Source organism: Rhizobium sp. P1_E6 (assembly GCF_056405875.1).
Map to the genome: position 1 here is coordinate 1 of NZ_JBFUBG010000005.1, position 23979 is coordinate 23979.

The window sequence follows — 23979 nt, forward strand, 5'->3', positions numbered from 1 at the left end:
ATGCAACACTAGATGTGCCCATGGTCACACATTCTTTTTAGTTAAAACAGAGGTAAATTCTGCACTACTACGCGCCTTGCATGTGTTACCAAAGTAACAACTTTGGTGTATATTCTATATTGACGGTTTATACTCACTTCTGCATAGTTAAGACGAAATTACAATCATGCATATGAAGATTGGTCAGAGGGGCATCATCATGATGATACTCGCACATCGCGGCTGGTGGCATGCGCCCCATGAGCGGAACAGTTTAGGGGCATTCGACAAGGCATTTGCAGCCGGACACGGCGTCGAACTCGATGTTCGCGATCTGAATGGCGAACTGGTTATTTCACACGATCCTCCTACAACCGGAGCGCTGCCTTTCGAGCGGGTTCTTGAGTGCTATACGGCAAATGGCAGCCCCGGACGGCTGGCCATCAACATAAAGGCTGACGGTCTCTGCCCGATCCTTGTGCCGATGCTCGAACAGTATGGGGTGACGAAACGCTCCTTCGTTTTCGACGCCTCGGTTCCCGATCTCAGGCCTTATCTCGACAGCGATATCCCCGTCTTCACCCGCTTCAGCGAGGTCGAGCTCTACCCGTCCWTCTACGAACGCTGCCAGGGTGTCTGGGTGGATTCATTCACCGAGAAGCCGGCGTCGATCGAACGCGCGATCGACGATCTCAGACACGGCAAATATGTCGCAATGGTTTCGCCGGAACTGCACAAGCGAGCGCATGAAGCGACCTGGGCCGCCTGGTCTGGCGAATTGCGGCAGGCTGCAAAGAGCGGTCTTCCACTTGAGCGGCTGATGATCTGCACCGATCTGCCCGATGCAGCCGAGCAGAGCTTTGCCTGGATGGTTGAGGAGGAAGTCACATGATCCGTGCTGTGTTGTTCGACATGGATGGCGTGCTGATCGACGCCAAGGAATGGCACTACGAGGCCCTGAACCGGGCGCTCGATCTTTTTGGCATGCCGATCGACCGGCAGGCGCATCTGACTACATTCGACGGCCTGCCGACCCGTCGCAAGCTGGAGATCCTCTCTCGTTCCAATGGCCTGCCGAAAGGGCTGAACGAGCTGATCCACGAGCTGAAGCAGGACTATACGATGGAATTGATCTACACCCGCTGCAAGCCGGTGTTTGCTCATCAGTATGCGTTGAGCCGCCTCAAGCATGACGGCTACAAAATCGCCGTCTGCTCGAATTCGATCCGTGTCACCATCGACTCCATGATGCGTCGTGCCGGATTGATGGAATATATCGACCTCATCGTCTCCAACGAGGACGTCACCCGCGCCAAGCCGGATCCGGAAATGTATGTGACGACGATGGAGCGCTTCGGCCTGAGGCCGGATGAGTGCCTGATCCTTGAGGACAATGAATACGGCCTGAAAGCCGCACGCGACAGCGGAGCTTACGTCATGCAGATCGGCACGCCGGCCGACGTCATCCATGGCCGGATCGTATCGGAGATCAAGCGTGTATCGGAGGTGATGGCATGATCGTCCTGTTCCCCACCACGGGCCCAAGCCCGCATTTCAGCCCGGAAGACTATGCTTATCCGCGCCCCCTCATCGAAGTCGCCGGAAAGCCGATGATCCTGTGGGCCATCGAGAACTTGAAGTCGCTCGGCGGCGACACGCATTTCCTCTTCGTCGTCGATCAGCAGGATGCCGTCAAATATTCCTATGAGCGGATCTTCGACCTGAGCACGAACGGCCGCTCCGAGGTGGTGATGCTGAAAGGCCCGACGGCTGGCGCGCTCTGCACTTGCCTGATGGCCATCGACAGGATCGGTCCCACTGAGCCGCTGGTTATCGCCAACAGCGACCAGATCATCGACACCCGCCTTGCATCCGTGATTGCGGAATTCGAGGCGGCCGAGGCAGATGCCGGCGTCATCACTTTCGAGACGATCCACCCGCGCTGGTCCTATGCGACGCTCGGCGACGACGGTCTCGTCAACCGCACGTCCGAGAAGGATGTGATCAGCAACAAGGCAATCGCCGGATTCTACTATTTCCGCGAGGCTCAGATCTTCTTCAAGGCCGCGACTGCCGCCTTGCGGCACGGTGTCACGGTAGAAGACCGCTACTATGTCAGTTCCTCGTTGAACGAAGTGATCCTGGATGGCGGCCGCGTCGTTTCCGCAAGCATTCCCGCGGATCGTTACCACAGCTTCTACAACCCCAAAATGATCGAGAATTTCGAGGTGAACGGCGTACGCCGCCTGTCCTCCGCACAGGCCACACGGCCCGTGCAACTGGTGGTGCCGGCCGCCGGCCGGGGCAGCCGTTTTGCCAAGGTCGGCTTCGCCCGCCCGAAGCCCTTCATCGATGTGCTTGGCCGGCCGATGATCCAGCACGTGCTGGAAAATACCCTGCCGCCGGGCGGACAGCCGACGGTCTTGCTACTGCGAGAACATCTGGACAGCCAGGCGGATGGGGTGGCCGAGCTTCGCTCGCGGGGTGTCGAGGTCGTTTCGGTCGACCATGTCACCGAGGGCACTGCCTGCACCGTTCTTCTGGCGCGCCAGCACCTTGACGAGGAGGCACCCCTTCTCATCGCCAATTCAGACCAGGTGGTCGACATGCGCATCGTCGATTTCATCGACGACTGCATGTCGCGCGATCTCGACGGGTCGATCCTCGTTTTCCGCGATCCGAAGCGCGATCCGAAATGGTCCTTCGCCGAAACCGATGCGGCAGGCTTCGTGCTCAGGGTTGCCGAAAAGCAGCCAATCTCCGAACTGGCGACGGTCGGCATCTACTTCTTCCGCCGCGCCGGCGATTTCATGAAGGGGGCGCTCGACATGATGGTGCACAACGACCGCACCAACAACGAGTTCTATGTCTGCCCCGCCTATAATTACGCCATCCGCAACGGCGCTCGCATCGGCGTTTACGAGATCGACGTCAGGAGCATGCATGGGCTTGGCACACCCGAGGACCTGGCCGAATATCTGCAAGGCCGCGAGCCTGCCTATGCATGATGTCGCCACCAGACCGGACGCGACAGCGCCGCTAAACATCATCATTCCCATGGCCGGGAATGATTTTGAACGGGCTGACGGCTCGGTGAAGGCGGAAATGCCGGTGGAAGAGACGACACTGCTCGGCGCCACGCTGGAAGCGCGCGCTTGGTGGAACGGCGGCGCGGTGCCTGTTTTCGTACTAAGGGACAAGCCCGTATCGCGGCGCTACGCCAGGGAAACATTATTGACACGCTATCCGGCAGCGCGGATCGTCTGGCTGTCCGAAATGAGCGGCGGGGCGGCCTGGAGTGCTGCGGCCGGTGCGGCACTCGTCGCTTTTCCGGATGCGCCCGTCGTCGTCGATCTCTGCGACATCATGTTCGACAGCGATGCGGACATTGCTGCAATTTTTGCAATGGACCCCAATCTCGGCGGTCTTGCACTGACATTTGGCTCCCGCCATCCGCAATACAGCTATCTTAGGATTGGAGATGATGGCCGGGTGCTGGAAGCGCGGGAGAAGGTCGTCATTTCCGATAATGCATCGGCAGGCGTCTATGCCTTCCGCAACGTCGCCGTCTTTCATCTGGCTCTGGCCCACAGTCTGCAGAACCGGGCGAGCCTCTCGCATAACGGTCTGCTTTTTGTCTGCCCTATGCTGAATGGCGTTGTCGCACACGGTTTGGATGTCCGGACTTTGCCGGCGCGTGACGTATTCGATGTCAAGATCGCAGATACGGCCCTTGCCGGCTAGGCGTCGACGACGGGGGGAAGAGACGGGTCCCTTCTGCTTCCTCGACACGCGTTCACGGGATCAGAGACCGAGTAAACGGGAGTTCACCATGACAGCCGGGACATCGAACAAATTACCCTCTCTCGCCATTATCATACCCTGCTTCAACAATGTTGAGACACTTGCCGAGGCGCTCGATAGCGCTCTCGCACAGGATTATCCTGACTTCGAGGTGCATATCTGCGACAACGGCTCCACGGACGGCAGTCGGGAAATGATCGCATCCTACTCGTCTCCACTGCTGAAGCCGGCCCTGCACCCGGACACCGTGCCGCGCACGGACAACTGGAATCGCGCCTATACCGCCGGTGCGAACGCCGATTACCTCGTCACGCTGCATGCCGACGACCGTCTCGCGCCGGGCGCGCTACACGCCATCGGGCGCGCGGCAATGCGCCACCCTGCCCTGATCCACGGCCGTTTCCGTCAGATCACCTATGAGGGTGATCCCATTCCCGGCCGCCGCTTCGGATGGAGTTACAGCAACAGCGGTGAGGCGTTCCGGGAATTGCTGCTGCTCAACAATATGGTCGCGATGCCGGGCGCAACCATCCGTACCGACGTCTTCTTCAAGGCCGGTCGCTGGGATCCCGCCTGGCAGTACCTCCAGGACATGGAGCTCTGGTGGCGCTGCGGCGAACTCGGAGAAGTGGCATTCGTCGCCGATATGCTTGGCGACCACAGAGCCTATAAGCATCCGCAGGCGCTACACCGACATGCCCAGGAGCATCTGCGTTGGGCGACGCGTAGCCTGCGGAATGCCCCGACCCGGCGGCTGCGGCAGGCCGCCGCAGATGGGCTCAATGCCTATCTCACACGCCTCGAGGCCGAAGTGGATGACTTGCCCGAAGTTGCGGCCAGTCTGGTGGATCCGGTGAGAGATGCCCGAGCAGCGCTTGCAAAGGCACCGGGAACGCGCGTCGATGCCCTTCGCCGGCAAAGACTGTTGCGCATGCGGGCTGCCTCGCTCTCGGCCATCGCCAACTTCTTTGGAAGAATTTCGCCCTGGCAAGCCTTATCGCGTTGAAAGCCGGCAGCATCCGTCCGCTCCAGATTGACGTGAGCGATGCCCTTCGCTCGCCTTTATGGCACGGCTGCCGGCTGGCCTGAATACTGCTCATTCGAAAGCCATTTAACAGTGGCATGCGATAGCCGTCATCGCGGGCATTCGCATTCAACCGCGGCGCCGACCGGGCTGCCGACAACCGCGCCGGTCACGGCACCAGCAGCGGCTCCGTTGACCGTCGGAAGCCCGGTCGACCGCCGCCAGACCAACGACCCGCATTCCCGGTGTTTCGAGGCTCGGACCTCAGTCGGATTTGCTTCGGACTTTGGTCTGATGACGGTCGGACTGAAGTCCCGCAGCCGGAACGCACTCTCTCCCCACTCGTTCGGCTCTCCATCGAAAGAGGAGTTCAATCATGGACGACAGGAACGACATCCCGGAAATTTCCAGCGCATGGAACGCATCCCTGCTGGCGCTCGTCATCTTTCTTGCCGCCATACTCTATGTTTTCGGTACGGCCATGTCGGGCGACACGGGCCAGTTGACCGCCAGCGTCGCGGGCGCAGACCTCATCGAGGCCAGGTGAACTGGAAAAGTCCGGCCAATGCGATAGTTTGAATGAATCGTCGCAACTCAGGTTGGAAATGAACTGGCTCTTACGCTGGAACGCCCGCTCCCTCGCCTCCCAATTCCTCATCATGGGAGGGCTTGTATCCCTCGGCGCAATGTTCGTCATCGGGCTTATCGTCACCCATCTCATCGAGGATGCCGTCATTCACAATTCCGGGGCTGCAACGGCGCTCTACGTCGATAGCGTCGTCGCACCCTTGCTTCCGGACATGCAGCAGCAATCGCTGCTCGATGAAGCAAGCGCCCAGGCGCTCGACGAAACGCTCGGGCAGGGCGCACTCGGACGCCGTCTCGTGTCGTTCAAGCTATGGCGCCGTGACGGCACGATCCTCTACTCCAATGAAAAGGAATTGGTGGGGAAGACGTTTCCGGTCAATGGCAAGCTCGCCCAAGCATTTGCGGGCTCGCTTGTTGCACGCTACGAAGTCGCAAGCGACCCCGAAAGCGCCGAGGAGCGCAGGCTCGGCAGGGAGCTCATGGAAATTTACAATCCTGTTCTGCAGCCTTGGTCGGGAGAGGCTGTGGCAGTGCTTGAATTCTATGAAACGGCCGAAGGCCTGGAAGACAGCCTCACACGCGCACGGCTCTGGAGCTGGCTGGCCGTGGCCGGCCTGACCGCAATCTTCTTCCTCGTCCTCTCCATTCTCGTCTTTCGTGGCAGCCGAACGATCGAGGTCCAGCGCGAAGCGCTAAAGGCCAGAGTGGACGAACTCTCTGCGCTCCTCAGCGAAAATCGCGGGCTGCAACGCAGGCTTCAATTGTCCTCCCAGCGCGCCGCGGCCTTGAACGAAACCTATCTGCGCAGCATTGGCGCCGATCTGCATGACGGCCCCGCCCAGCACGTCGCCTATGCATCGTTGCGTCTCGACAGCAACCTGCTGGTCGATGCCGCCACCCAGCCGGAGGCGCGCGAGAAGGAACTCGCCTGGATCCGTTCGAGCCTTGCCGAGGCGATGAAGGAGATCCGCGATATCTGTAAGGGACTGGTCCTGCCGCAAATCGAGAAGGCTTCGATTACGGAGATCGTCAAACGCGTTGTCGAAGCCCATCAGCAGAAGACCGGCACCACCGTCGATACAACAATTGACGAGGACGATCCGGAACTTGCCCCCGCTCTGAAGATTTGCATCTATCGCTTCATTCAGGAGGCACTCAACAATGCCTATCGCCACGGCGGTGGCGTTCAGCAGGCTGTCAGGGCAACATCACAGGACGGCGGCGTCCGCATCGAAGTCAGTGACAGAGGCGAGGGTTTTGATCCGGCACAGGTGARACCGGCGAGCCTCGGCCTTGTGGGGCTCAAAGAGCGTATCGATAGCCTTGGCGGCGAATTCGACATAAAAACCGGCGAAGGCGGAACGACTGTCATCATGACGTTCGCGCCGATGGAAGTGGAGGAATAGAATGACGTCCATCAAGATCGGCGTCGTAGACGACCATCCGCTGTTCCGCGAGGGGGTGACCCGCAGCCTCTCCGAGGTCAGCGATTTTGTCGTCGTTGGAGAAGGCGCCAACACATCTGATGCCGCAATGATCGCCGCCGATACCCGGCCGGACGTGCTGCTTCTCGATGTGTCGATGCCCGGCGACGGGCTCTCGGTGATCGACGAGATTCTTTCCATATGCCCGGATACCAAAATCCTCATGCTCACGGCCTCAGAGGAAGTCGATACGCTCGTCGAAGCGCTGCAGCGCGGAGCAAAGGGCTACATTCTCAAGGGTGTTGGTTCACGCGGTCTGGCCGAAGCGATCCGCACCGTTTTCAAGGGGGCCCGCTACGTCTCCCCAGCGATGTCGGCCAAAGTCATGGAATATTCCTTGAGCGGCCAGGCATCGGACAGGGATGCACTTACCCCTCGGGAACGCGAGGTGATGGATCTCGTTGCGCAAGGCCTTTCAAACAAGCACATCGGCCTGCGTCTCGATCTACAGGAGAAAACGGTAAAGCATCATATGACCCAGATCCTGACAAAGCTCGGCGTCACGAACAGGACGGAAGCTGCCTTGCGGTGGCGTGAAAAACGCTAGCGCAGAAGGCGCGCGAGCCGGGCGCCGTCAGCAGATGTCGCCCGCCTGTTGATGATCGTGCGGCCTTTGCCGTCCTTCATGATGTAACGTCCCGCCCGAAGGGTTTCGGTTATTCCGTTCGTATGCCGGACGTCGATCGAGCCGTCCGTAGCCTCGCTCGCGCGTACTCCGGATGTCGAGGGCGCATTGTTCGCACTACCGGCGCCGTTCGAACTGGACCGGCTGTTCCCACTGCTATTGCTGTTGCCGCCCGAATTACCGTTACCACCCCCCCCGCCATTGCCGTTTCCGTTTCCCCCGCCATTGTTTCCCCCACCGTTGCCATTTCCCCCGCTATTACCGTTTCCATTCCCGCCGCTATTACCGCCGTTGCCGTTTCCATTTCCCCCGCCATTGCCGTTTCCGTTTCCCCCGCCATTGCTGTTTTCGTTCTTTGCGAATGCTGCCTGGATGGCGAGCGAGGGAAATGAACCCGGCACCTCGACCTTCAGCGGCGCAAACGTCGCAACGGCAAGAACACTCGCACCGCAGCCCTTCAGGAAATTACGTTTCGAGATCACCATCGTCCTGTGCCTTGTGCCTCGTCCAGACTGGCCTGTCGAAAACGGAAAGCATGAGATTGACCGCTTGTTCCGAAATTGCAAGACGGTCGGACATAGGTACCAGGCGCCCTAGGACTTTGGTCCCTGATGTGGTGCAACGCGCATTCCGAAGGACGGAACCTTCTACCGGGAAGAATTAGCGGCGTCGCTCAAATAACGGGAGAAACGCACTGACGTCTTGGCCCGCTGAACGGCTGGTAAGTATTGTCCGAAACGCGATAGGAATTATAGCGGGCAGCGCACGACGACATACGCGGGTCGGGGCTTGTATCCGCCGCCGGCAGTCCGACGGAAAGCGCTCCTTCGTCGGTCACGCACGGCTTGCGGGGTCCGCCGTCAAAAGGCTGGTACGTATTGTCAGCCACATTGTAGGACCGGTAGCGTTGTTGGCACAGGCTGAGATGACGGCTGTCAGCCATCCACTCCTGCTTCGGCTGCTCAATCTCCCCCGTCACGGCCGCTTCGGGTGGTGCAATGGCCGATATGCCAACCAAACCGCCAGGCGTGGAAGACGAAGCGTTGGCCGCAGCCTGAAGAGGTGGAAGCCGCTTGTAGTCTTGCGTTTTGGGATCAACGCGGGTTGGTGTCGTCGTCCAGAGCGGTGCATCGAGGTTGGCGAAATGATGTGGCTCCGCTTTGCGGAACCCATCGGACGCAAATCCAAGACCGCCAACCAGAACGGTCCCGGCCACTGCCAGACATATGGTTGGTGCAGCAAGCGACTTCATGACGCGGTCTCCCATTTCCACTCCACATGAAATTGAAAATGCGGGGCTCTGGTTCCGTGACGGCTCAAAAAATCGCAGTTTTTCGCGCATTTTTTTGTAGCTCCAGCCGATCGCCTTTAGTGGAGCACAAATCCGTCGGTCGCGATCTCCAGCAATAACGTCAGCGATAGGAATTTATTGCCATCGCCCCGATTTTGACCGATAGCTGCTTTATCGGGGTGATCCGATCCATCACAGCAGGTCGCAGGCAGAAAGAGGAAGCATGTCGCAAAGAGCGGGCAGCGCCGACCTCCCCCTTCACGGAGGGCGCGTGCCGCCATGGCTGGGCAACCGCATGACGACGCTCGGCGCGCTGATAACCGAGGCAATCGTCCACCATTACGGGCGTGACGAGTTTCTGCGGCGGCTTTCGCATCCCTTCTGGTTTCAGTCCTTCGGCGCCGTGATGGGCATGGACTGGCATTCTTCGGGGATTACGACCAGTGTTCTAGGGGCGTTGAAGCGGGGGCTGAAGCCGCTTTCAAAGGAACTCGGACTGCATGTCTGCGGTGGCCGCGGCGCGCAATCGCGCAAGACGCCGGACGAGCTGATGGCGATCGGCGACCGCACCGGGCTGGATGGCGCCGGCCTTGCCAAGACAAGCCGCCTGGTCGCCAAAGTGGACAGTGCAGCCGTGCAGGATGGTTTCGATCTCTATCTCCACGGCTTCATCGTCGCCGATGACGGTCACTGGGTCATCGTCCAGCAGGGCATGAACGGCGACAAGCGTCAGGCCAGGCGCTATCACTGGTTCTCGGAAGGATTGGAAAGTTTCGTCAATTCTCCGCATGCGGCCATCGAAGGCCGCTCGCAGGGCGAGATCATCAATCTGGCCGATCGGCGCGCGGAAAAATCCCGCCACGACCAACTCGATCTTCTCGCAACGCTCGGGCCGGACCGTATTATCCGCGAGGCGGCAGCCCTTGCCCTGGCCGCTAATCCTGCACCCGAGCCGAAACCCGCCGAACAGCCGATGCTGCCGCATCTCATCATGCCCGCACATCACGATGTGCGCGAAAGTGACGTCAATATGCGGCGTCTCCACGGCAATCTTGCTGCAGCTGCCGATCGCGGACCGGTCGATTTCGAAGATCTGCTGCTCGTGCCCGGCGTTGGTGCCCGCACCGTCAAGGCGCTGGCGCTCGTTGCCGAAGTCGTGCACGGCGCCCCGTGCCGCTTTTCCGATCCCGCCCGCTTTTCGATCGCTCATGGCGGCAAGGACAGGCATCCCTTTCCCGTACCGCTCAAGGTCTATGACGAGACCATCAATGTGATGAAATCGGCAGTCCTGAAGGGAAAGCTCGGCCGCGAAGAGGAATTGCAGGCCTTGCGCCGGCTCGACGACCAGTCACGCAGCTTGGAGCGTTATGTCACCGGCCCCGACCTCAAGGAAATCGTCGCTGACGAATTCAGGCAATCCTCGGCCTTCGGCGGCCGAAGCGTCTTCGGCCGGGAGCCGCCGCCGGAAGATATGCCAGCGGATGAAACAGCGCGCGCCCATACCCGCCGCTGATTGCGAGCGCTCGGATCAGCTGCCTCGGACCGGATATGTTATAGGTTCATCGTGGAAAACCGGCTGCGTTCAATGCGCTCCGCGCCAGACGCGAGCCCTGCTCCATGATGTCGGTCACCAAGCTGTTCTGAGTGTCCCGTCTAATCGAAGCAGCTAGCCGATGAGCAGCTTGACCCAGGTCTCAACATCATCGCCGCTGCTCATGTCCGGGCGCACCAGCCCGTCAATCATGAATGTCGGAGAGACGTGGATGCCGTTCTGCCGGGCATATTTGCAGTGCCATTTGATCTCCCGGTCGAGATCCGGAATGGCGAAGGCCTCTTTCAATTCGACACCGCTATAGCGCTCCAGGCGCCCGATGATCTGATTCGGCGTCACATCCATGTTCGGGCCGCCGGCGTGACGCTCGAACTCGAATTCTTCGCGATGGGTGGCGACAGCCGCCATGACCTTCTTTGCAGTCTCCTTGCCGCCTTCCATCGTCGATGCCGCCAGAATAGAGCGTACGATCACGCCGGAGTAGAGATGCCATGGCTGCGACTGCAGCCGGATCTTCACGGTGATCTTGTCCGCACCGGCCTGCTCCAGAAGCGCGTCCAGCTTGTTGAACGTCCTGACGGAATAGGGGCAGGTCGGCTCCAGAAAGGCCTCGAAAACGCGTGATCCAGCCCCCCAAACGAGCGGGTCTGCCTGCCAGGAAGTCGCCGTCATATCCATGTCCTCTTGTCCTGCTGATCGATATTGCCTGCCACCATAATCACTGGCGCAACCGGCGTCGCTGATGATGGGGGTTTTCCCATTCTATTTATTCACGGTGCCATGAAAGTCATAAGACTGTTTGGCCTGTCATGCCTCTTTCACAAATGCATAGAGCCGCTATGCTGTCGTCACGGATGAAATGATGGGTAAATCAGTGATGCAGGTACGGCAGGGCGAACTGCGGGAACGAATGACGATCCTTGGCGAGGTCAATGCTGCATCGTTCGTCCCATGGATCCGCCGCCATGCTGATAAGCTTGGACTTTCCCAGGATTTCTTTCACACAGGCGCCGACCGAATCGAACTTGAGGTCGCGGGGCCTGTAGAGCTGATCGACATGCTGGAAATGGGATGTTCACTTGGGCCGATCGACGTCTGGGTGGACGAGATTCAGCGCAGGATTGTAGATCCCGGCGACACACCGCAGCACGGATAAATTCATCCGTTGCCCTTTATTTAATCATTGTTGCCAATGCGATTTTTTTATGCAAGCCTCTGACAACTGAGGTCGCAAGCTCGGCAACAGTGCGCGGCCAGAAGCGCTAAAGCATTGGTAAAATTGAGGAAGTAGAGGTCATGCTATCTGATACGGCCGGCTCCTGGACGCCTGTCGCCCTTTCTGCTGATCTGCCGCCAGCAACCGTCCTGCCTGCCTGGACGCCAGCAGGATCGATCGCTCTCTGGCGCAGTCAATCCGGGCGCGCATCGGCATCCTCAGATCGCTGTCCGCACCGTGGAATGCGATTGTCCCACGGCTTCGTGCGTGGCGAGGCACTCTCCTGCATTTATCATGGCTGGAGCTATTCTCCGGCGGGCGGCTGCATTCGCATCCCCGCCCACCCCGATCTCGTTCCGCCGGAAACGATCCGTGTCGCGGTCCAGAAAGTTGAAGAATCGAATGGCCTTATATGGGTTGCTGTCGGCCAACCGGCGACACCACCGCCACCCCTGGGCGATCTTGTCCCGTTGCGCTCTTTGACGGCCGAGGCCGGCATCGCGGCAATCGAAGCAGCGGCCGGCGCAAAAGCGGATGCCGACGGGCTTGTCAGTGTCGCACATTTTCCGTTGATCCTGCTCCTGCCGATACAACAAGGAGATCGCACGCTCATTCATGTCATGATCGAGCAGGCATGCAGCATCGCGGATCGGATTGCTGCATCCCGTATCGCCGAAGCCGTACGCCGTCAGGCGGAGGCACGCCAGAAGGAGGCCGCATGAGGAACGCCGGCGCTATGATCGATGAATGGTATCCGGTCGGCCTTTTCAGCCAGCTCACCGAAACAGGAAGCAAGACAGCGCTTATGGGGGAGCCCATCGAGGTAGCGCGCGCGCCTGATGGCAAAGCGCGGGTAACATCCGGCGAAGGGCGCGCGCTCCCAGTTCGTGTCCGCTATGGCCATGTCTGGTCCTCCATCGGCAACCCCGCCAAGGAGCTTTTTGCGATTCCCGAGGCCGACCAGCCCGGCCGCCGCTTCGTCGATGTCGGCGTGGTGCGGGTGCGCTGCTCGCCGCTGCGGGCGGTGGAGAACTTCCTCGACATCGCCCATTTCCCCTTCGTCCATACCGATATTCTCGGCGCCGAACCGCATACGGAAGTCGAAAATTACAAGGTGGAGATCCGGGACGACGAGGATGAAGTCTGGGCGACGCAGGTGAAATTCTACCAGCCGCAGGCAGCCAAGTCGGCCGCCGGCGGCATCACCACCGAATATATGTACCGCGTGCCGGCACCCACCTGCTCGGTGCTCTACAAGACCTGCCCTCCCCGGCCCGGCGAATGGGATGTCATTACCCTCTTCGTGCAGCCGCTTGCAGAAGACCTTTGCGACGTATGGCCATGGATGGCCCTCTTTGATGACGAAACGCCCATGACAGACCTCATCCATTTTCAGCAGATGATCTTCCTGCAGGATCGCTCGATACTCGAGAACCAGATCCCAGCGCTTCTGCCGCTCGATCCCGGCATGGAAATCCCAACAAGGGCCGATCTGACATCGGTCGCCTATCGGCGCTGGCTCAAGCGCCATAACTATACCTACGGCGCACAGTTGGTGGCGCAATGAAGCTCTACGACTACATTCTCTCGCCGAGCTGCTACAAGATCCGCCTGATGGCCGCGATCCTCGGCATCAAGCTGGACATCAGGCCTGTCGATTTCCATCCCGGCGCCGAACATCGCGGACCGGAACTCCTGGCACTCAATCCGGCAGGCTCCATTCCGATCCTCGAGGATGTTGATCTCGTCCTGACGGAATCCTCAGCCATCCTCGCTTACCTCGCCGCCAAAAGCGCGCCGGAATGGCTGGGCACTAGCACGCCTGAGGAGACGGCACGGGTACAGCAGTGGCTCTCCTTCTCGCACCGGCTGACGGCGAACCTCGGCGGCGCGCGGCTGCACGAGATGCTGCTGCGCCCGGGCAATATCGAGACCCTGCAGGTGCAGGGGATCGCAGCATTGCGCGAGCTGGAAGCCGGTCTCTTCGAACAGCAGCTTCGTGGCATGCGCTTCCTGGCATCGAACCATGCCACGATCGCCGATATCGCCTGCTTCCCCTACGTGGCGCTGGCACCKGATGGCGGCATCTCGCTCGATCCCTACCCAACGATCCGGTTGTGGCTGCGCGCCATCCGAAGCATCGGTGGCTTCATCGAAATGCCCGGCATCCACCGACTGCACGAACTGAAGCCCGATCCCCATCCTGCGAAGGAGCAAAGCTGATATGACCGGCTACCTCCTGAAAAACTGCGCAGCCGTCGTCGTCAACGAGGGCAACGGACCAAGCTTGCGCCGGAATGTGGACGTGCTGACCAATGGTCCGGCGATCCAGGCAATTGGCGCGAACCTGCCTGCCGAAACGCTGCCTGCCGGCACGATCGTGCAGGACGCGACCGGCTGGTTCGTCTATCCGGGCCTCGTCAACACGCATCACCATTTCTTCCAATGCTTCGTGCGCAACCGGGCCGATCTCGACTGGACGAAGCTGTCGGTCATCGAATGGCTGGACCGCATCTACCCGATCTTCTCGCGGCTGACAGAGGATTGCTTCTACCATTCCTCCGTCACGGCCATGGCCGAGATGATCAAGCATGGCTGCACAACGGCCTTCGACCATCAATACTGCTTCCCCCGACACGCGGGAAAGCGTCTGATCGATCGCCAGTTCGAAGCAGCCGAGCTTCTCGGCATGCGTTTCCATGCGGGGCGCGGCGGCAACACGCTGCCGAAATCCGAGGGCTCGACGATCCCCGACGCCATGCTGGAAACCACCGACGAATTCATTGCCGATTGCGCCCGGCTAATCGACAGCTACCACGATGCCGGCCCCTTCAGCATGCGGCAGGTGGTCGTCGCTCCCTGCCAGCCGGTCAATTGCTATCGGGAGACTTTCGTTGAATCCGTGGCACTTGCCCGTGACCGTGGGGTGTTTTTGCACACGCATGTCGGCGAAGGCGAAAGCCCTGTCATCGAGGCACGGCACGGCATGCGCACCGTCGATTACTGCACCGAACTCGGTTTTGCCGGCCCCGACACATTCTACGCCCATTGCTGGGAACTAACTCATGACGAACTGCGCAAAATGGCGGCAAGCGGCACCGGCGTCTCACATTGCCCAGAACCGGTCTATCTCGTCGGTGCCGAGGTAACGGACATTCCGGCGATGTCAGCCTTTGGTCTCCGCGTCGGGCTTGGCTGCGATGGAGCTGCCTCGAACGACAATTCAAACCTCATGCACTGCATCCATTCCTCCTACATGCTGCAATGCCTGACGGCATCGACGCGCGCTCATCCCGTTCCGCCGCCGGTCGACTTCCTGAGCTACGCAACGACGGGCGGCGCAAGCCTGCTCGGACGCAGCGATATCGGCCGTTTGGCGCCGGGCATGGCCGCCGATCTCTTCGCGATCGATACACGGCGGATGGATTATGTCGGCACGCGCCATGATCCACTGAGCCTGATCGCCAAGGTCGGGATCGGCATGCCGACTGACCTCACCATGATCAATGGACGCATCGTCTGGCAGGCTGGCGAATTTACCGGCCTCGACGAATTCAAGCTTTTTGCGGACGCCGAAGCGGCGCTCGCGACCGTAGAATTCTGAAAAAACCAAAAGAGGGAACTGACATGTCCAACAATCTGACCCGCAGAACGCTCATGAAGAGCGCAGCCGCCGCCGGCCTCGCAACGGCCTTTGCAGGCCGAACTGCATTTGCTGCCGACGAACCGCTCGGCATCGCCCTTGTCGTACCCTCGCCGATCGGCGATGTCGGCTGGGGTCATGCGCTTGCCGCCGGCATCGATCCGATCAAGGCCGCCTACGGCGACAAGGTCAAGGTCACGATCATCGAGAACATCGCCGAAGGTCCCGATGCCGATCGCATCATGAACAAGACGGTCGCCGACGGAAACCATTTCCTGATCGCCGGTTCCTTCGGCTATCAGAATGGCGCACTGCAGATTGCCCGCCGCAATCCCAAGGTCACTGTCCTGCATGCGTCCGGTTTCCAGGTCGCACCGAATTTCTCGCCCTTCGCCGCCAAATATTTCCAGGGAACATACCTGCTCGGCATGGCGGCAGCGGCTGTTTCCAAGACCGGCAAGCTCGGCTCGGTTTCGGCCTTCGCCATTCCCGAACTGATCACCTCCATCAATGCCTTCACGCTCGGCGCACAGTCCGTCAAGCCTGACATCGAAGTCTCTGTCGTCTGGGTCAATTCCTGGTTCGATCCGGCCAAAGAGCAGGAAGCCGCAAAGGCGTTGATTGCGCAGGGCTGCGACGTAATCTTCTCGAATGCACAGGATACGCCTTCGGTGATCTCCGCCTGCGAGGACGCCGGCGTCTATGCCTTCAACCTCAACTCCTCAATGAAGAAATATGCCGAGAAGACCTATCTCGGCTGCGTTTCCACCGATTGGTCACCTTTCTTCAAGGCCTCGGTCGACGCGCATCTCGCCGGCACCTTCAAGGGCGCCAATACCTTCCTCGGTGTCGCCGACAAGGTCGTCGAAGTGGTCGACTGGAACCCGGCTATCCCGGCCGATACGATGACGAAAATCAAGGAGGTCGAGGCCAAGATCGCCGACGGCAGCTTCTCGCCCTTCAGCGGTCCGATCATCAAGGCCGACGGCAGCGAAGGAGCTGCTTCGGGAGCCACGATGACGGACGCTCAGATCGTCGCGATGGACTGGCACGTCAAGGGTGTCAAGACGCCGCTGCCGAAGTAAGCCATGGCAAGCCCGCTCCTGTCGCTGCGCGGCATTTCCAAGAGCTACGGCCAGGTCCATGCTAACGAGCAGATCGACCTCGACGTCGCTCCCCACTCGATCCATGCCATTCTCGGAGAAAACGGGGCTGGTAAATCGACCCTGATGAAGCTGATCTACGGCGTCGAGCAGCCGGACAGCGGAACCATCGCCTGGAACGGGCAACCTCTCAGCCTTGCCTCTCCCGCAGAGGCAAGGCGTGCCGGCATCGGCATGGTCTTTCAGCATTTCTCGCTATTCGAAAGCCTGACGGTGGTCGAGAACATCAGGCTCATCGTGGCCGGCAAGAAGGCCGAGTTGGCGGAGCGCATCCGCAAGCTGGGGCACGAGTTCGGCCTCGAAGTCGATCCGCTTGTCCATGTGCATTCGCTTTCCGTCGGCGAGCGGCAGCGGGTGGAAATCATCCGCTGCCTGATGACCAATCCGAAACTGTTGATCCTCGACGAGCCGACATCGGTCCTCCCGCCGCAGGCCGTGGAGAAGCTGTTCGAGACCTTGCGCCGGCTGCGAGACGGCGGCGTTTCCATCCTCTTCATCTCCCACAAGCTGGAAGAGATCCAGTCGCTTTGCGACCGCGCGACGATCCTGCGCGGCGGACGCGTGACCGGCCACGTTGATCCGCGCGAGCATGACGCCCATGACCTTGCCCGCATGATGATCGGCCGCGAGATGCCGGAATCCACGCCGGCATTGCCCTTGACCGAAGGCGAGAAGCGGCTGGAGCTCATCGGCCTCGACTACCGGGCAGATGATCCTTTCGCGGTACCGCTCTCCAATGTCAGCCTAACGGTGCGCGCCGGTGAGATCCTCGGCATTGCCGGGATTTCGGGAAACGGCCAAAGTGAACTCGCCGCACTGATTTCGGGCGAGACCACCCTGCCGCGAGAACGACGCGACCAGATCTTCATGATGGGTAAAGACGTCGGCATGCTGGACGCGGCCGCACGCCGGAAACTGGACTTAGCCTTCGTTCCGGAAGATCGGCTCGGGCGCGGCGCAGTTCCTGAAATGTCGCTCACCCTCAACAGCCTGCTCACTGCCCATCCCCTGCATCTCGTCAAACGCGGCCTGCTCGACAAGGCGCAGGCGACTGCCTTCACAAATAAGTGCATCCGGGACTACGACGTGCGCACACGCGGCCCCGAGGCCGAAGCCGGCTCCCTCTCCGGCGGCAATTTGCAGAAGTTCATCGTCGGGCGCGAAATCATGCTGGAACCGAAACTGCTCTTCCTTGCCCAGCCGACCTGGGGTGTCGATATCGGCGCAGCTTCGGCAATCCGCAAGCGGCTGATCACGCTGCGCAACGAAGGCATGGCGATCCTCGTCATTTCCGAGGAGCTCGAGGAATTGTTCGAACTCAGTGATTTCATACAGGTTTTGCACCACGGCAGGCTGAGCCCGCCGCTCGTCACGCGCGACACCAAACCCGAGGAGATCGGCCGATACATGATCGGTGCACAGTTACCGCGCGAGAAGGTCACCGCATGAGCAGAGCCTCTTTTGCTGCCTTGCCCATACTGGTGCGCCGTGAGCGCGCCTCGCTTGTCGCCACGCTGCTCGCCCCGCCGATCGCGCTGATCGTTACAATCATCCTCAATCTCGGCCTCTATGTCGTCATGGGACGCGATCCGGCTGCGGTCATCTATGCGATGCTGATCGAGCCCTTCTTCTCCTGGGCGTCCTTCTCCGAAGTGCTGCTAAAGGCCGGACCGTTGCTGCTCATCGCGCAGGGACTTGCGATCGGCTTTCGCGCCAAGGTCTTCAATATCGGTGCTGAAGGGCAATTCGTACTCGGAGCGATCTTTGCCTCCGCCATTCCGATCTGGTGGCCTGAGGCCACCGGACAGTGGATCTGGCCGGCAATGCTGCTGCTCGGCACTATCGGCGGCGCGGTTTGGGCATCCCTCACCGCCTTCTGGCGCGTCCGGCTCAATGCCAACGAAATCCTCGTCTCGCTGATGCTGAGCTTCGTTGCCGCGCAGCTTCTCAACTATCTGCTGCTCGGCCCCTGGAAGGATCCGAATGGCTTCAACTTCCCACAGTCGGTCATGTTCCAATACGATGCCATGGTGCCGATCCTGATTGAGGGAACGCGCGTCAATGTCTCGCTCATCGTCGCCGTTCTGTTGTCGATCGCCGCATGGATCTTCATGCAGAAGAGCTTCATCGGCTATAAGTTACAGGTCGGCGGATTAGCCCCGCGTGCGGCAAGCTATGCCGGCTTCAAAGAGGGCTGGGCGATCTGGCTTTCGCTGCTGATCGGTGGCGCGGCCGCGGGTCTTGCGGGTGCAGCCGAAGTCGCAGGCCCGCTCGGCCAGTTGCAGCGCTCGATCTCGACCGGTTACGGCTATGCGGCGATCATCGTCGCCTATCTTGGCGGATTGCATCCGATCGGGATCGTCCTATCCTCGGTCGTCATGGCGGCGCTCTATATTGGCGGAGACAACGCCATGGTCTCCGCCAACCTGCCGATTGCTGCCGTGCGCGTCTTCCAGGGTAGCTTGCTTCTGATCTACCTCATCGCCATCGCCTTTGTGCGTTACCGCCTCGCATGGCGACCGGACGCAATCAGGAGCCCGACATGAACGCCATCGAGTTCATTCTGGCCGGCATGCTAGCGGCCGCGACGCCCTTTCTGCTGGCGGCGCTCGGCGAATTGGTGGTCGAACGCGCCGGCGTGCTTAATCTCGGCGTCGAGGGCTTGATGGCATTCGGCGCCGTCATCGCCTTCATCATCGTCTATCACGGTGGCGGCCACATTCTGGCGTTTCTCGCGGCCGGGCTCGGCGGCATCCTGCTCTCGCTTGTCTTTGCCGGCATCATCCTTGGCTTCAACGCAAACCAGGTCGCGACGGGGCTTGCGATCGGCATTCTCGGCCAGGGCCTGTCGGCACTGTTCGGCAAGAGCTATGAAAGCCTGACGGTCAAGGCATTGCCAAAGATCACCATTCCCGGGCTTTCGGACATTCCCGTCATCGGCGGCTTCTTCACCCAGGATATCGTCGTCTGGCTTTCGCTTCTGGTGACCGTCGCGATCTGGGCGAGTTTTACCTATAGCAAGGTTGGACTGGTCATTCGCGCCGTCGGCGAAAATCCGAAAGCCGCCCACGCCATCGGTTATCCGGTTATCGCCGTGCGTTTCGCCGCCGTGGCATTCGGCGGCATGATGGCAGGCTTTGCCGGCGCCTATGCATCGACGATCTATACGCCGCTCTGGGCGGATGGAATGATCGCCGGCCGCGGCTGGATCGCCATTGCGCTCGTCGTCTTCGGAACCTGGCTGACGGGCCGGATTTTCCTCGGCGCATGCCTCTTCGGTGCCGTATCGCTGATGGGGCTCGCCGCACAGGCAACCGGGCTCGACGTGCCTTCGCAGCTTTTGGCTTGCCTGCCCTATCTCGTGACGATCATCGTGCTCGGCATCATCTCGGCAGACCGCCGATTGCTGAAACTCAACGGCGTCGCCTCACTCGGCGAGCCGTTCGAGCGTTGAAGTCCCCGTCAATCTCGTGGCTGCGCATTTAACAAGACGCTTCGTGTAAGGAATAATGCAGCAGGTTCCTGCTCTACGCAGCCCTTGTGAATCACGCACCCGCTCGATGATTCCATTCGCATAGGTACAAAATCGTTGAGAGGCATGGTCATTAGCATCTGGTATTTGCTACCGTCTTCTATCTTGGATTGTCTTTATCTTGAAGAGCTCGTAAAGAGTTTAGGTGCGAAACTTTAGGCGAGCCGTTACGATGGAAGCGAATCCCACCGAAGGCTTTGATGCGGCTTTGACCCTGACCGATCCCCTCGACCATCTGCCAGCAGTCAAGCGGCGCGAGCTTGCCCGCGTGCTGGAGATTATCTTCGACGAGGTCGAGCAGTTCCGCGCGACCAAGCTTTCGGCCAGACGCGCCGGCGGCAAGATCCTCAAGGTGATCCTCTATGGTTCCTATGCCCGTGGCGACTGGGTGGAGGATCGCTCGAGCGGCTATCGCTCCGATTACGATGTTCTGATTGTCGCCAATTCCGAGAGCTTCGCGCAGGAGCAGGACCTATGGCTGTCGCTCGACGAGCGCCTGCTGCAGGAACAGATAGCCCATCGGATCGAAACGCCGGTCATTCCGATCGTCCATAGCCTGCATGACGTCAACGACCAGCTGTCACGCGGCCGGCCGTTCTTCGTCGATATCAAAAGGGATGGCTCGGTCCTCTACGAGGAAGACGGCCATCCGCTGGTCCAGCCTAAACCACTTACACAGGAAGAGACCAGGGCTGAGGCGCAGCAGAATTTTGAGCAGTGGTATCAATTGTCAGCTGATGCGCTGTCCTTCGCACAGTTTGGACTTTCAAACGGCAAGCTACGAGACGGCGTCTTCATGCTGCATCAGGCGACAGAACGCGCCTATCATTGCGTCCTTCTGACACTGACGCTCTACAGCCCGAAATCCCACCGGATCAAGGTCCTGCGCTCCAAGGCAGAAGACATCGACAAGCGACTGGTGGATGCCTGGCCCCGCGACACCCGAACGGCGCGGCGGCGTTTCGAACTCCTGTCACGTGCCTATGTCGAGGCACGATACTCGCCGAACTATGAAATCGGCACCGGGGAGCTTGAATGGCTAGTTGAACGCGTGCAGGTTTTGCAGCGGCTCGTTGAGGCAATCTGTCGGGAACGTCTCGCATTAGGTCACAGCTCAAATTGAGTTCAAACAGCGATCTGGATTGACAGCAATATCCGGAAAGCGACGACTGCATTTCAGAGGCCAAGGCAACAGGTCTGCGCCCACAAAATGCCAAATCTTGGCGTGGCTAATGGGTCTGGCAGGTCTTGTCGTCGCGAGTATGTAGGCCGTACGGGCCGCAGTCGTGCGTCCTCAATCATGCCTAGTCAGGAAGGCCGAGACGACGTCGAGGCAAAGCTCCTTTTCCTCGACATGCGGCATGTGGCTGGAATTCTCGAAGAGCACCCATTCGCAGCCCTTCACCCGATCGACATAGGGTTTGACGACGAGCGGGGTCGCTTCATCATACTTGCCTGAAATCAACAAAGTTGGCATCTCGATGAGCGCCAGGCGATCCTCGATCGTCCAATCCTTCATTGTGCCGATGACATGGAATTCGGTCGGACCGTTCATGTTGCGATAGACGGTATTGTCTTCGTCCATGGTCGCGAAGGTGCGCGCGACCTCAGGCGGCCAGGGCACGACGCGGCAGACATGCCGGTCGTAGAAAACACGCGAGGCTGCGACATAGTCCGGATCGGCGATGGTGCCGGCTTCCTCATGCTTCAGGAGCCTATCCTGCACTTCCTGCGGCAGTTCCTCGCGCAGACGGTTTGCCTCCGCCACCCAAGTATGCATGTTGGCGGGCGAATTGGCGATGACGAGCGCCTTCAGGCCCTTCGGCTGGCGCACGGCGTGTTCTGCACCGAGCATGCCACCCCAGGACTGACCGAGAAAGGCATAACGATCCTGAATTCCGAGATGCTTCAGCAGCGCATCGAGCTCTTCCAGGAAAAGCGCCGGCGTCCAGAAATCCGGCCCCTTCTCCGGCAGGCGTGTCGATTTGCCGTTGCCGAGCTGGTCGTAGTGAATGACGGCACGGCCATCGAGCTCGGCGATGTCCTTGAAGGAATCCACATAATCATGCGTGCAGCCGGGGCCGCCATGGGCAACGACAAGCGGCAATTTGCCGGAATCGAGCGAACCAGTGATGCGATACCATGTGCGGTATTCGCGAAATGGCAGATATGCTTCCTTCGTCGGAACTGCGGCCACAAGTCTCTCCATCCTGAGGGCAACGATGGAGAAGCATAGCGTCGCCGAAAAGGCGAAGGCAGCTATCAGAAGTTATAGGATGGGCGATCTTCCAGCAGGCGGTAATGCGTAGCGCGCACTACAGCCTGCGTGCGGTTGCGTGCGCCGAGTTTCTTGGCCGCCGCATTGAGATGCATGACGACCGTCGGCACCGACCGATCGATGATGCGCGAGATCTCCTTGGCCGAGAGACCTTCCGCGGAATAGCGCAGGCATTCGCGCTCCCGCTCCGTCAACCGGATCTTGCCGACGCTCAGCGCCTTGGCATCGAAAAGCGAATAGGCGGCCTCATGGAAGACATGGGCGAGAAGATTGAAATCGGCGATGTTGCGCAGCGCCTGATGCTCGAAATCACTGTTGGCGCCAAAGCGGATGCCGGTCACCGTCGCATAGTCCCCGCGGGGCATATGAACGGGCACGGTGACACCGGTCGACATGTCGCGTTCGCTGAGATAGCGCGTCACCGGCGCGGTGTCGTCGCTCATGAAACGATTGATGAGCGTGTCGGCATCCCGGTCGTAGTTCCAGAAGAAAGGCGCTGAGGTGCGCAACGCGACCTGCTGCACGGGATCGATGCGAAAATAGCCGCGATCGAACCAGTATTCCCGCATATCCTCCGAAATATTCCGCAACTTCAAGAGTGAAGGGATCATGATCCCGCCGTCGAGGTCATAAGGCACTGGCGTGTAATCGTAGATCAGGGCCTCGAAGCCCATCTCTTTCATCGCCCCGAAAATCTGATCGATGCGGCCGTCAAGGGTCTCATGGGCTACGAATTGCCGTCTGATCGTTCCGATTTCATCAAGCATGGCAGGCTCCGGTCGGGTTGGTTCCATACCCTATCACTTCTTATAGCTGGCGAAGACTATGGTTTAAGGTAAAAATTTAGCCATGCCCAATTATTGAGCAAGCGAAATCTTCTGCCGGAGCGGTCAATGTGGCGTGAAATCGAGCCCGAAGCGCGACATGAAATCGAGGTCGATGGCTATAAGGTGGTGGCTTACAGCTTCGGCAGCGGCAGCGAGACCATCTTCTGCCTGAACGGCGGCCCCGGCCTCCCCTGTGATTATCTGCGCGAGGCCCATTCCTGCCTCATCGACAAGGGCTACCGCGTCGTCGCCTTCGATCAGCTCGGCACCGGCGCCTCCGACAGGCCGACCGACGCATCCCTCTGGACCATCGGCCGTTATGTCGAGGAAACCGAGACAGTGCGCAAGGCGCTCGGCCTCGGCAAAGTGCATATGCTCGGCCACTCCTGGGGCGGCTGGCTGGCGATCGACTATGCACTGACCTATCCGGAAAACCTGCAGACGCTGATCCTGGAAGACACAGTCGCCGACATGCCGCACCTGATTTCCGAACTGGAGCGGCTGCGCGCCGCCCTCGGGCCTGAGACGGTGGCGATGATGCAGAAACACGAGGCGCAAGGCACTTACAATCATCCGGAATATCAGGCGGCGGTGACGATCCTCAATTATCGCCATGTCTGCCGCCTGCCGGAATGGCCGGCACCAGTGCGCCGCTCGCTCGACGACTGGAACATGGGTCCCTATGAGACTATGCAGGGGCCGAACGAATTCCTCTATATCGGCAATCTGAAGGACTGGAACCGCATCCCCGATCTGCCTGATGTGTCGACGCCGGTGCTGATTACCGCGGGCGAACATGACGAACTGACGCCGGCCTGCGCGCTGCGCATGAAGCTGGCCCTGCCGAATGCCGAACTCAAGGTCTTCGCCAACGCCAGCCACATGCCGTTTTACGAAAATCCGCATGATTATTATCCCGCGCTGGTCGATTTCCTATCGCGGCACAGGGAAAGCTGATGCAGGGTAAGGTGAT

The 23979-nt window shown here is 59.9% G+C and carries 25 protein-coding genes; 20 read left to right on the forward strand and 5 right to left on the reverse strand.

Annotated features, from left to right (window positions below):
* The first annotated feature begins 199 nt into the window (after positions 1-199).
* The 8 genes from AC1D35_RS04675 to AC1D35_RS04710 all read left to right on the forward strand — a co-directional run bounded on the left by AC1D35_RS04675 (position 200) and on the right by AC1D35_RS04710 (position 7426).
* Positions 200-871 carry a PI-PLC domain-containing protein gene (locus AC1D35_RS04675; protein WP_477938248.1) on the forward strand — a complete coding sequence of 224 codons (672 nt, stop codon included), beginning with the start codon at positions 200-202 and terminating at the stop codon, positions 869-871.
* The gene (locus AC1D35_RS04680; protein ID WP_477938249.1) at positions 868-1497 is read left to right on the forward strand and encodes an HAD family hydrolase; all 630 of its coding nucleotides are present in this window, start codon (positions 868-870) and stop codon (positions 1495-1497) included. Before AC1D35_RS04675 ends, AC1D35_RS04680 begins: the two co-directional genes overlap by 4 nt.
* Positions 1494-2987, forward strand: a complete 1494-nt coding sequence (locus AC1D35_RS04685) for a glycosyltransferase family 2 protein (RefSeq protein WP_113296315.1) — start codon at positions 1494-1496, stop codon at positions 2985-2987. Before AC1D35_RS04680 ends, AC1D35_RS04685 begins: the two co-directional genes overlap by 4 nt.
* On the forward strand, positions 2980-3723 hold the full coding sequence (locus AC1D35_RS04690; RefSeq protein WP_477938250.1) for a glycosyltransferase family protein: 744 nt from the start codon (positions 2980-2982) through the stop codon (positions 3721-3723). The genes AC1D35_RS04685 and AC1D35_RS04690 overlap by 8 nt, the downstream gene beginning before the upstream one ends.
* An 88-nt stretch (positions 3724-3811) precedes the next feature.
* Positions 3812-4789: a glycosyltransferase gene (locus AC1D35_RS04695; protein ID WP_162747061.1), complete on the forward strand. Its 978-nt coding sequence runs from the start codon at positions 3812-3814 to the stop codon at positions 4787-4789.
* Between the two features lie 394 nt (positions 4790-5183).
* The gene (locus tag AC1D35_RS04700; RefSeq protein WP_477836766.1) at positions 5184-5354 is read left to right on the forward strand and encodes a hypothetical protein; all 171 of its coding nucleotides are present in this window, start codon (positions 5184-5186) and stop codon (positions 5352-5354) included.
* 58 nt (positions 5355-5412) lie between these two features.
* Entirely contained in the window at positions 5413-6801 is a 1389-nt protein-coding gene (locus AC1D35_RS04705; protein ID WP_477938251.1) for a sensor histidine kinase, read from the forward strand.
* Between the two features lies 1 nt (position 6802).
* Entirely contained in the window at positions 6803-7426 is a 624-nt protein-coding gene (locus tag AC1D35_RS04710; protein ID WP_477938252.1) for a response regulator, read from the forward strand.
* Here the strand turns inward: AC1D35_RS04710 and AC1D35_RS04715 are convergent.
* Both AC1D35_RS04715 and AC1D35_RS04720 read right to left on the reverse strand, forming a co-directional pair.
* Positions 7423-7989: a twin-arginine translocation signal domain-containing protein gene (locus AC1D35_RS04715; RefSeq protein ID WP_477938253.1), complete on the reverse strand. Its 567-nt coding sequence runs from the start codon at positions 7987-7989 to the stop codon at positions 7423-7425. The genes AC1D35_RS04710 and AC1D35_RS04715 overlap by 4 nt on opposite strands.
* A gap of 188 nt (positions 7990-8177) precedes the next feature.
* Entirely contained in the window at positions 8178-8756 is a 579-nt protein-coding gene (locus AC1D35_RS04720) for a BA14K family protein (RefSeq protein ID WP_477854968.1), read from the reverse strand.
* A gap of 262 nt (positions 8757-9018) precedes the next feature.
* Between AC1D35_RS04720 and AC1D35_RS04725 the strand changes: the two genes are divergently transcribed.
* The gene (locus AC1D35_RS04725) at positions 9019-10308 is read left to right on the forward strand and encodes a DUF763 domain-containing protein (RefSeq protein ID WP_477938254.1); all 1290 of its coding nucleotides are present in this window, start codon (positions 9019-9021) and stop codon (positions 10306-10308) included.
* A 153-nt stretch (positions 10309-10461) separates the two neighbouring features.
* Here AC1D35_RS04725 and AC1D35_RS04730 read toward each other — a convergent pair whose 3' ends face one another.
* A complete protein-coding gene (locus tag AC1D35_RS04730) occupies positions 10462-11019 on the reverse strand; it encodes a DsbA family protein (RefSeq protein WP_477938255.1) in 558 nt (185 codons plus the stop codon).
* Between the two features lie 190 nt (positions 11020-11209).
* On the opposite strand from AC1D35_RS04730, the gene AC1D35_RS04735 reads away from it, so the two are divergent.
* From AC1D35_RS04735 to AC1D35_RS04780, 10 genes are all read left to right on the forward strand, one after another.
* Positions 11210-11503 (forward strand): acylphosphatase, encoded by a 294-nt coding sequence (locus AC1D35_RS04735; RefSeq protein ID WP_477938256.1) that lies wholly within the window; start codon positions 11210-11212, stop codon positions 11501-11503.
* A gap of 140 nt (positions 11504-11643) precedes the next feature.
* Positions 11644-12285, forward strand: coding sequence for a Rieske 2Fe-2S domain-containing protein (locus AC1D35_RS04740; RefSeq protein ID WP_477938257.1), 642 nt, complete (start codon positions 11644-11646; stop codon positions 12283-12285).
* Complete coding sequence (locus AC1D35_RS04745) at positions 12282-13130, forward strand: aromatic ring-hydroxylating dioxygenase subunit alpha (RefSeq protein ID WP_477938258.1); 849 nt, start codon at positions 12282-12284, stop codon at positions 13128-13130. Before AC1D35_RS04740 ends, AC1D35_RS04745 begins: the two co-directional genes overlap by 4 nt.
* Positions 13127-13786, forward strand: a complete 660-nt coding sequence (locus tag AC1D35_RS04750; RefSeq protein ID WP_477938259.1) for a glutathione S-transferase family protein — start codon at positions 13127-13129, stop codon at positions 13784-13786. Before AC1D35_RS04745 ends, AC1D35_RS04750 begins: the two co-directional genes overlap by 4 nt.
* 1 nt (position 13787) lies before the next feature.
* Positions 13788-15167, forward strand: coding sequence for an amidohydrolase (locus tag AC1D35_RS04755; protein WP_477938260.1), 1380 nt, complete (start codon positions 13788-13790; stop codon positions 15165-15167).
* A gap of 23 nt (positions 15168-15190) precedes the next feature.
* On the forward strand, positions 15191-16291 hold the full coding sequence (locus tag AC1D35_RS04760) for a BMP family ABC transporter substrate-binding protein (RefSeq protein WP_477938261.1): 1101 nt from the start codon (positions 15191-15193) through the stop codon (positions 16289-16291).
* A gap of 3 nt (positions 16292-16294) precedes the next feature.
* Positions 16295-17818 (forward strand): ABC transporter ATP-binding protein, encoded by a 1524-nt coding sequence (locus AC1D35_RS04765; RefSeq protein WP_477938262.1) that lies wholly within the window; start codon positions 16295-16297, stop codon positions 17816-17818.
* Complete coding sequence (locus AC1D35_RS04770) at positions 17815-18915, forward strand: ABC transporter permease (RefSeq protein WP_477938263.1); 1101 nt, start codon at positions 17815-17817, stop codon at positions 18913-18915. Before AC1D35_RS04765 ends, AC1D35_RS04770 begins: the two co-directional genes overlap by 4 nt.
* The gene (locus AC1D35_RS04775) at positions 18912-19823 is read left to right on the forward strand and encodes an ABC transporter permease (RefSeq protein ID WP_477938264.1); all 912 of its coding nucleotides are present in this window, start codon (positions 18912-18914) and stop codon (positions 19821-19823) included. The genes AC1D35_RS04770 and AC1D35_RS04775 overlap by 4 nt, the downstream gene beginning before the upstream one ends.
* A 250-nt stretch (positions 19824-20073) precedes the next feature.
* A complete protein-coding gene (locus AC1D35_RS04780; protein WP_477938265.1) occupies positions 20074-21024 on the forward strand; it encodes a HEPN domain-containing protein in 951 nt (316 codons plus the stop codon).
* A gap of 171 nt (positions 21025-21195) precedes the next feature.
* Here AC1D35_RS04780 and AC1D35_RS04785 read toward each other — a convergent pair whose 3' ends face one another.
* Together AC1D35_RS04785 and AC1D35_RS04790 are read right to left on the reverse strand one after the other, a co-directional pair.
* Positions 21196-22110 (reverse strand): proline iminopeptidase-family hydrolase, encoded by a 915-nt coding sequence (locus tag AC1D35_RS04785; RefSeq protein WP_477938266.1) that lies wholly within the window; start codon positions 22108-22110, stop codon positions 21196-21198.
* Between the two features lie 53 nt (positions 22111-22163).
* Entirely contained in the window at positions 22164-22946 is a 783-nt protein-coding gene (locus AC1D35_RS04790; protein ID WP_477938267.1) for a LuxR family transcriptional regulator, read from the reverse strand.
* Positions 22947-23072: 126 nt separating this feature from the next.
* Here AC1D35_RS04790 and AC1D35_RS04795 point away from each other — a divergent pair, with 126 nt between their 5' ends.
* The gene (locus AC1D35_RS04795; protein WP_477938268.1) at positions 23073-23963 is read left to right on the forward strand and encodes a proline iminopeptidase-family hydrolase; all 891 of its coding nucleotides are present in this window, start codon (positions 23073-23075) and stop codon (positions 23961-23963) included.
* The last annotated feature ends 16 nt before the right edge of the window (positions 23964-23979 follow it).